The sequence below is a fragment of the Alteromonas sp. W12 genome, from assembly GCF_001924945.1.
Taxonomy (GTDB): Bacteria; Pseudomonadota; Gammaproteobacteria; order Enterobacterales; family Alteromonadaceae; genus Alteromonas; species Alteromonas macleodii.
Genome location: NZ_LQXH01000007.1, coordinates 868982 through 877525 on the forward strand (window position 1 = coordinate 868982; position 8544 = coordinate 877525).

Annotated in this window: 5 protein-coding genes and 1 rRNA gene; 3 read left to right on the forward strand and 3 right to left on the reverse strand. The window is 42.2% G+C overall.

What is annotated here, in order from left to right:
• Positions 1–36 precede the first annotated feature (36 nt).
• Positions 37–1740: a D-lactate dehydrogenase gene (dld, locus tag AWH61_RS11355; protein WP_075177099.1), complete on the forward strand. Its 1704-nt coding sequence runs from the start codon at positions 37–39 to the stop codon at positions 1738–1740.
• Between the two features lie 18 nt (positions 1741–1758).
• Here the strand turns inward: dld and prsT are convergent, their stop codons facing one another.
• From prsT to xdp1 (AWH61_RS11370), 3 genes are all read right to left on the reverse strand, one after another.
• A complete protein-coding gene (gene prsT, locus AWH61_RS11360; protein WP_075177100.1) occupies positions 1759–4572 on the reverse strand; it encodes an XrtA/PEP-CTERM system TPR-repeat protein PrsT in 2814 nt (937 codons plus the stop codon).
• Between the two features lie 105 nt (positions 4573–4677).
• On the reverse strand, positions 4678–5628 hold the full coding sequence (xdp1, locus tag AWH61_RS11365; RefSeq protein ID WP_075177101.1) for an exosortase-dependent surface protein XDP1: 951 nt from the start codon (positions 5626–5628) through the stop codon (positions 4678–4680).
• A gap of 162 nt (positions 5629–5790) precedes the next feature.
• Positions 5791–6729, reverse strand: coding sequence for an exosortase-dependent surface protein XDP1 (gene xdp1, locus AWH61_RS11370; RefSeq protein ID WP_075177102.1), 939 nt, complete (start codon positions 6727–6729; stop codon positions 5791–5793).
• A 375-nt stretch (positions 6730–7104) separates the two neighbouring features.
• On the opposite strand from xdp1 (AWH61_RS11370), the gene pssA reads away from it, so the two are divergent.
• Both pssA and AWH61_RS11380 read left to right on the forward strand, forming a co-directional pair.
• Positions 7105–7902, forward strand: coding sequence for a CDP-diacylglycerol--serine O-phosphatidyltransferase (gene pssA, locus AWH61_RS11375; protein ID WP_075177103.1), 798 nt, complete (start codon positions 7105–7107; stop codon positions 7900–7902).
• A 432-nt stretch (positions 7903–8334) separates the two neighbouring features.
• Positions 8335–8544 (forward strand): 16S ribosomal RNA (locus tag AWH61_RS11380); the annotation flags it as partial.

The following is an 8544-nucleotide window of genomic DNA, read 5'->3' on the forward strand; positions in this document are numbered from 1 at the left end:
TTTTAATACGCATTGCACTGTTCTAAGGAGTTATACATGCAAACAACCCCAATTATTGACGCTTTTAAACGCGTACTCGGGGAAAGCAATCTTGCCGTAGGAACGCGCCAAACTGAGCACTATCGCAAGGGGTGGCGGTCAGGCGAGGGCGAAGCATTGGCTGTACTTTTTCCACATACGCTAATGCAATATTGGGAAGTGCTAAAGGTTTGCGTTGAATATAACTGCATCATTATTATGCAGGCCGCGAAAACCGGCTTGACCGAAGGCTCAACGCCAAGTGGAAGCGACTACGATAGACCAGTGGTGGTTATAAATACGTTAGCAATGGACGATATTGTTCTGGTTAACGACGGAACGCAAGTATTGAGCTTTCCGGGAGCAACACTGTTCAAACTTGAAAAGGCGCTAAAGCCACTCGGGCGTGCGCCTCACTCTGTAATTGGTTCGTCATGCCTAGGTGCGTCTATTGTCGGTGGTGTTGCAAACAACTCAGGTGGGGCACTTGTCAAAAGGGGACCTGCCTATACTGAGTTATCGCTGTTCGCTCAGGTGGATAAAAGCGGAGAGCTAAAGCTTGTTAATCACCTAGGGATAGATTTAGGCGACACGCCAGAAGAAATTATCGGAAACCTTTCTTCTGGCAACTTTCCAAAATCTCTACCTGAAACCAGTATGAAAGCGTCGGCAAGTGATTATGAACACATCGTTAGAGACGTAAATGCTGATACGCCGAGCCGCTTTAATGCCGATCCAACACGGCTTTACGAAGCCAGTGGATGCGCAGGTAAAATTGCTGTTTTCGCGGTGCGCTTAGACACATTCGAAGTGCCTAATAAAGAACAAACGTTTTATATCGGTACGAATGATGCCTCTGTACTTACTCGTATTCGCAGAGACATACTGACTCAATGTAAAAACGTTCCTGAGGTGGGTGAATATCTTCATAGAGAAATGTTCGATATTGCAGATGTTTACGGAAAAGATACCATCATAAGTATTCAGCGTTTGGGAACTGACTCGCTACCTAAAATGTTTGCACTCAAAGGGCGGGTGGATGCCGTGCTCAACAAGTTACCTCTGCTTCCTCCTTACCTAAGCGATAGATTGATGCAGTTCGGTAGTAAGTTCTTTTCTGACCAAATACCTTCGAGTATTAGAACTTACCGCGACAAGTACGAGCATCATCTAATCCTTAAAATGAGCGATGGTGGCATCGAAGAGGTTAAAACGCTTTTGGCCAAGCTGTTTAACGAAGAGAAGCTAGATGGTGACTTCATTACTTGTAATGAAGAAGAAGCGTCTAAGGCGTTTTTATTACGTTTTGCTGCAGCTGGCGCCGCGGTTCGCTATCAAACGTTACACCATAAGCAAGTAGGAGACATCTTAGCATTGGACATCGCATTGCGCCGCAATGATGATTTATGGGTCGAGAACCTGCCTGAGCACATCGCCAAACACGTTGAAAAGTCACTTTATTATGGACATTTCTTCTGCCATGTCTTCCATCAAGATTACATACTTAAAAAAGGCAGCGACGCCAAAAAAGTAAAAGCAGATATGTTGGCACTATTAGACAGTCGTGGCGCTAAGTATCCGGCTGAACACAATGTAGGTCATTTGTATAAAGCCGAAAGTAACTTGCAGAAATTTTACAAAGACTTAGATCCAACCAATACGTTTAACCCTGGTATTGGCAAAATGGAAAAGCACAAACGCAATTGTTCGTGCTGCCTATAGCTGCATGCGAAGAGAGCCTTATAGGCTCTCTAATAGCGTTCTTGCTTGAGGACGCTTAAAGAAAGGGCGTTCCACTTTTACTGCATATTCTAACTCTTTTTTCGCCTCTTCAATTCTATTAAGCTTGGCTAGCGTGTAGCCCAGATGATAGCGAATATTTGGGTCGTTGGCGTCTCTGGCGAACGCATCCCTCAGCATTTTAAGGCTGCCTTCATAGTCTCCTTGTAGCGCTTTGATGTGACCGTAAGTATCCAATATTTTTGCTGAGTTTGGTTGAAGCTCGTAGGCCTGACGTGCATAGTTTTTTGCAGTGACTAGCGATTCCTCGATATGCATGATCGCTAGACGATTGTAAGCCTCAGCAGGGTTGAGTAAGTTTGGTTGCTCAACAAGCTCCTTGTAAAGCGCTATCGACTCATCGAACTCTTGAATGAAGAATAAGTATTGCGCCAACAGGTTTTTTGCCAGCAGATTGTTTTCATTCTCGCTCACCAGTTTTCTTGCCGTATTCAAGAATACATCGACAAACTGATCGTTCAGTGCGTAGTTGTAAATGGCAACAAAAGCCTGTGCAAAAGTAGTGTCTACATCTAACGCTTTTTCAAACTCTTTGATAGCACGTTCACTGTTTCCCTTATTTGCTGCCAATCGGCCTTTCAAGAAATAATAAACCGGATTTTGTTGTTGGTTTGCGGGAATGGTTGTTAGCAATGATTGCGCTTTGTCGTTGTTTTGCATGTCGAGCAGTAGGCTCACATAGCGCAACGAGACAAACGTACTTGTATTCGCTATTTCATACGCTCGGGCCATAGCGTCTAAGGCGTTTTCATCATTATCAATACTTCGAGCCTGATCAGCATATGCGATAAGCTTACCGGCATCGTCATTGATAAAATTCCTCACAATACTTAGCGTTTTTTCTGCATCGGCACGTTGACCTGCTTCTAACTGAAGCGCTGCTTTTCGAAGGAGATAATCGGCGTTGTCGAAATCGTCTTTGATTAAGAGGTCTAAGTGATAGAGCGCATTTTTTGTGTCGCCTTGTTGTTGATACAAAGATGAAACGCGCTCTCTCGCTCCAGTATTTGAAGGCGTGAGCGTCAATATATCGAGATAAATTTGCTTAGCTTCTTCTAGATTTCCTGCTTTGCTTAAATTGAACGCTTTCAGCATCAGCGTTTCATTATGTTGGGGAGACAGAGCAAGTAACTCTTCTACTAGCAGGTTAGATTTATCGACATTTCCTAAACGGCTTTCCGTGGCTGCTAAATTGAATTTCGCAGGGAAAAGCGTCGGGTTTTGCGCTAGCGCTTTTTCTATGTTGATCTTGGCTTCTTCTAATCGACCCTGTCTAATCAATATACCGGCTTTAAGATTGAAAACTTCTGCTTCGTTTGGAAACAATGCGCTTAGTAAGTCAGCGCCTTTTAATGCATTCTTAAACTGCTGAGCTTGTAAATTCATCAATGAATAAGTGAAAAGAAAGCCGGCATTATCCTTGTAGGTAGGTAAGTTATTTTCAAGAATCGATAGCGCTTCATCTTGCTTACCTCTGGCAGCCATTAATTTAATCTTAAATAGCTGGAGCTTGTTTTCATTCGGGTATTTATATTCAAGATTTTGCAAAAGTCGCTCGGCTTTAAAGGCTTTGTTTTGGCGAATAAATAAGTCACCTAAAAGCAGTGCTGAGTCTGGGTCTTCCATTAACGCATCCTGATGACGTTCAAGCAGGGCAAGGGCCTGTTTATCTTGTTGAGTCGCCATGTAAACTTGGCTCAACATCAATACCGCCTGTAAGTCATCAGGCTCTTGTTGCAGATAAGCGTTAAAATCTTTCGCGGCTGTCTCCATGTTGTTATTAAAGAAGTTAGTTAAACCACTTATGTAAAGCAACATGGGCTGTGAGGTAATAAGCTCAGGATCCAGTTGAGCCATGAAGTCGTTAAGTTCTTTTAGTTTTTCGTTATCGATAGCTTGCTGGTTGTCTCTGCTTTGTAACCAGCTATTAAGTAAAATGGCGAGCGGATCATTGGGTGTATCTTGGATTATTTCATCTACGAACAGTTTTGCCGTGTCGTAATCTTTCGCTTCTAAATACAAATCAACAAGATTCCGTAATGCAATGGGATCGTCTCGATTAAAAGTCAGCGCTTTCTGTAAGTGTGCGGTTGCAGCTTCTGTATCACCCTGTCGGTATGCGAGTTGCCCCTTCAATCGCCATGTTATTGCATTTTCTGGTTCTAACGACATAGCTTTATTGATAAGCGAGGTCGCTTTGGATAAATCTTCATTTTGAAGAGCTATGGAGGCTAAGCCATTTATTGCAGGTACAAAATTAGGCGTGCGTGAAACAATTGTATTGTAATCACGTAGGGCACACGACTCGTCTTGCAGTCTAATACACGCAGTTGCACGTATCATCAGCCACTCGCGCTCTGCATCACCTGACAGTTTGTTTAGATCAGAGAAGTCTACAATTTCTTGGTACCTGTTCAAAAACAACCAAGTGTTGCCGAGAGGCTCTGCCAGAAGGTTGATATCTGCACCCATTTCCAACGCTTCTACAAACTCCATTTCTGCTGCAGTTAAGTAGCCATTAATAAGCAGTATTTCGCCCATTAGGATTTTTGCAGCAAGGTTTTCAGGATCTTTTTGTAAGCTGTTTTTAAGGTGGATATAGGCTTCGTCGTATTCGTTTTGATTAAACGCGGTCAGTGCTTTTTCGTAGTCTTCTGACGTAGAAGCAAAACTGTTAAAAGCGATTAATGATGAGGCAACTGCAGAGACAATAGCGCGTTGTACAACACGCTTTTTATTATTAAAAAAATCCATATATACCTTCGAAACTTAGCCTAGCCGCTGGCTTAAAAATAGCATAAAAAAAGGTGGCCTAAGCCACCTTCTAAAGATACGTGTTTTCTATGCGTTTTTAAACAATTAAACGCTGCGCTTACGTCTGTATAGAATAAGACCCAAACCTAGGCTCATTAGTGCTAGGGCACCTGGTTCGCTTACTTGTGTTGGGGGTTGAGTGGTTTTTTCTTCTAAACCAACGGTAAGTGAAGAAAGTTTAAAACCTACGTTGTTAAAAGAACCGCTTGCGCTCTGGTCGAAAACAGTATTGTAGGCGCCAACAAGCCAATACTTAGCGGCGGTCAGGTTCTTTGTGAATGAAGATTCGAAATAGTTTTCTGAATTTTTTGTATTGCTAATGTTGAAATGGCCAAGTGCGCCATCAATCACAGTCTCACTTACATCTGACCACGTAAAGTTACTAGTGCCGGTAAATAAAGCGTTAGCTTTGTCATAGTCGAGGCCTGCAACTGTGACATCGTTTTGCTCGCCTCCATCGTAGTAATTTGCAGAGAAAGTACCACCAGTTAAGACGACCTCTTTATCAAACGACAAAAGGACCATGTCAAAGTCTCTAAAGCCATAGTCAGGTCTATTATCTATAGAATGATTCTCACTATAATCTACGCCGAAGTATTCAATATCATCAGCATTTGTTATACCAAAGCCATATGCCTCAGTTCCAGAAATACAATTTCTATTCCTATTAATTTTGCAATTAGTGTAATCTTTTAATGAGGCTTCTCTAACCGTGTCATCCTCGGTGCCCTCGTGCCACGTATTATCTCGTTCATTGTACCAGACTGAATGACTACCGGTATCACTCCATGCAGAAACAGAAACTTTTACGTTAATGCCGTCAATCAGAATACCTTGAGAAGCATCTGTACTAGTAAAGATGTTGGTAGTACGGGTATTCCCTGTGCCGTCAACGAGCGTGTAAATGGCTTCTTCTAACGCTCCATCGCTAGCATATATGTTTGCACTAAGCGGCAGGAATAAAAGGGGGATACTTAAAAACTGTTTCAATTTCATTTTTGGACCACAAATACTATGAAAACACTGCATTCATCTCTAGCATTTAGTGTGCCAGTTTTTATATTGCTGAATTTTAAAGGATATTTTGAGGTGTGTTCGGTCTTAGTAAAAAAAACTGACAGGTTATACCACCTGTCAGTGATCTAAAGTCTAATTTTGTTAAATAAGTTTTTTACGGCGCCACATGACGAAGAATGAGCAGGCCATGAGTAGGCCGATAGTTCCAGGCTCAGACACTTCGGTGGTATCTGGTGTACCCGCTGTTTCTGAAATAGAGAAACCGATATTGGCAAGTTTAAACGCGTCGTTACCTATTCTTCCGTCTGTTTCACCAAATACAGTGTTGTACGCTCCCACCAACCAATATTGGGCCGACTCAGTGAACGTAAAGTCTGCGCGGTGATCTAAATATTCACAACTTTCGATGTCAAACGATGCTGAGGTTAGTGCATCTGCAACAATATCACTCCACGTGTTAACGCCAGAGGTTAGTTTAGCCGTATTACCAAGCGCTGCTACAGACACCTGACTATCGCTGCTGCTGTGTAGCCAAGAAAAGCTAGCGCCGGTAAGCGTTACCGCAGAATCAAAAGACAGCAAAACAAAATCGTAATCTCGTTCTACGTTTGTAAACCTATAATATTCAGAGTTGTCGCTACCACTAGAGAAGTAATTTAAGTTATCAATGGCGTGGTCGGAATAACCTTTATAATTCGCTTCATCATTATTCGTTACACCATAAGCCCATTTATCAGATATTTTCTCTAGCTTCGCGCCGACTACGGTTTCGCCAGTAATTCCCTGCGTATCAGAAAAGGCAGACATGTTTATATTTAGCCCGTCTATTTGAACGATGGAATCATTTGTCGGGGTGTTCTGGGTTACTTTATTATCTACCAAGTCATAATTGTATTCACCTAGCGGTGAATTGCATACTTTGCTTTGTTCTGATGTTTGACTTGACGAGCCGCAGTGTGAATAACTCTGCTTGGTATAATAATAGGTGGCATATGCTGAATTAGCACTCAACGTGGATAGCAAAGCCGTAGAGACTAGTAATACAGATTTCAAAGAAAAGTGTTTTGGAAGTAATAGCATAATTGCTTTCCTATAAAAGAAGCGCTTTTCGCTTCTAGTACATACTAAGATAACGTTGCACCTCTCTATTGGCGCACACTTAGTAAGTACCTAATTTCAACATGGACTTGTATGATATATGAACGGTGAGCTATTTAAGGTATGTAACCGTATACCTAGTTATTAGATGTTTGTTTAATCGTGAGCATACGCGGCCTGAATAAATAGAAGCCAAGCGCCGGCATCGTGGTAGGAGTACGTGTAATCAATGCAAAACTAATAACGTTTTGCAACGGCGTTATGTAAAGGAACGAGGCAGCCTTTTTACTTTGCTATGCGTTCCTGCATATCTATGAAATAATTAGTGCAATTGTATATGTAGAAGTATGAGGACATATGTCTGATCAAAAACGTAAAGGGATATACTTACTTCCCAACTTATTAACAACAGCAGGGTTGTTTTCGGGTTTCTTTGCTGTGGTTTCGTCAATGAACGGCAGGTTCGAAGCCGCGGCAGTGGCTATCTTTGTTGCTATGATTTTTGATGGCTTAGATGGGCGTGTGGCAAGAATGACGAACACGCAAAGCGACTTTGGTGCTGAGTATGACTCAATGGCAGATATGGTTTCATTTGGAATGGCACCTGCACTTGTTGCTTATAATTGGGGGTTAACTGAGCTGGGCAAGTTAGGCTGGTTAGCGGCCTTTATATATGTAGCGGGTGCAGCTCTTCGTTTAGCTCGCTTCAATACGCAAGTTGGAATTGCTGATAAGCGTTTCTTCCAAGGCCTTGCCAGCCCAGCAGCTGCTGCGGTTGTTTCTGGGCTTGTTTGGGTAGGCGTGGAATATGATGCTGTGGGTACAGACTATGGTTTTATAGTTGCTGCGGTGACCGGTTTAGCTGGTTTACTAATGGTTAGCAACTTTAAATATAACTCCTTTAAAGAAGTAAACTGGCATGGAAAGGTGCCTTTTGTTGGACTTCTTATTGTGCTGTTAATATTTGTTGTTGTAGCAACAGAACCCGCTTTAGTACTGTTCCTTGTTTTTGCACTATATGCGTTAGCTGGACCTATCAATACGTTTCGTACCGTTGAGAAAGTAACGTTAGACGATGTAGTGGGCGATCATGAAGAAGATGCAGACTTTAATGCCGATAAAAAGAAAACCAATGAAAGTGTAGACAATAAGTAGGAATGATTTCGTAGCAATATTCAGATGTCTTCGCTCAATAATAAAGAGGATATGCCTTTTTGAGCTGATAGAATAAGGAAATTAAGCTTAAACGCATGCTTAATGTACTAATAGGTTAAAAAGCGACCGAACGGTCGCTTTTTTTATATTTATTTAAAAAAGGGTGTTGACGATGCTACAGGAATGCGTAGAATGCGCGCCTCCTCAACAGGGAACAGCAAAACGCTAACAACTGATGAGGATGTCAAAAACCAAGTTTAAAAATAAATAAACAAAAGTTGTTGACAAAAAAAAGATGCGCTGTAAGATACGCATCCGCTTCGGGAGAGGCAGCTAGCAAAAGCTAGTAACGTTCTTTAAAAATTTAGACAAGACAATCTGTGTGGGCACTCGTTAAGAGTGTCACAACGACGATTCATATTTCGATATATTTAATTGAAGAGTTTGATCATGGCTCAGATTGAACGCTGGCGGCAGGCCTAACACATGCAAGTCGAACGGTAACATTTCTAGCTTGCTAGAAGATGACGAGTGGCGGACGGGTGAGTAATGCTTGGGAACTTGCCTTTGCGAGGGGGATAACAGTTGGAAACGACTGCTAATACCGCATAATGTCTTCGGACCAAACGGGGCTTCGGCTCC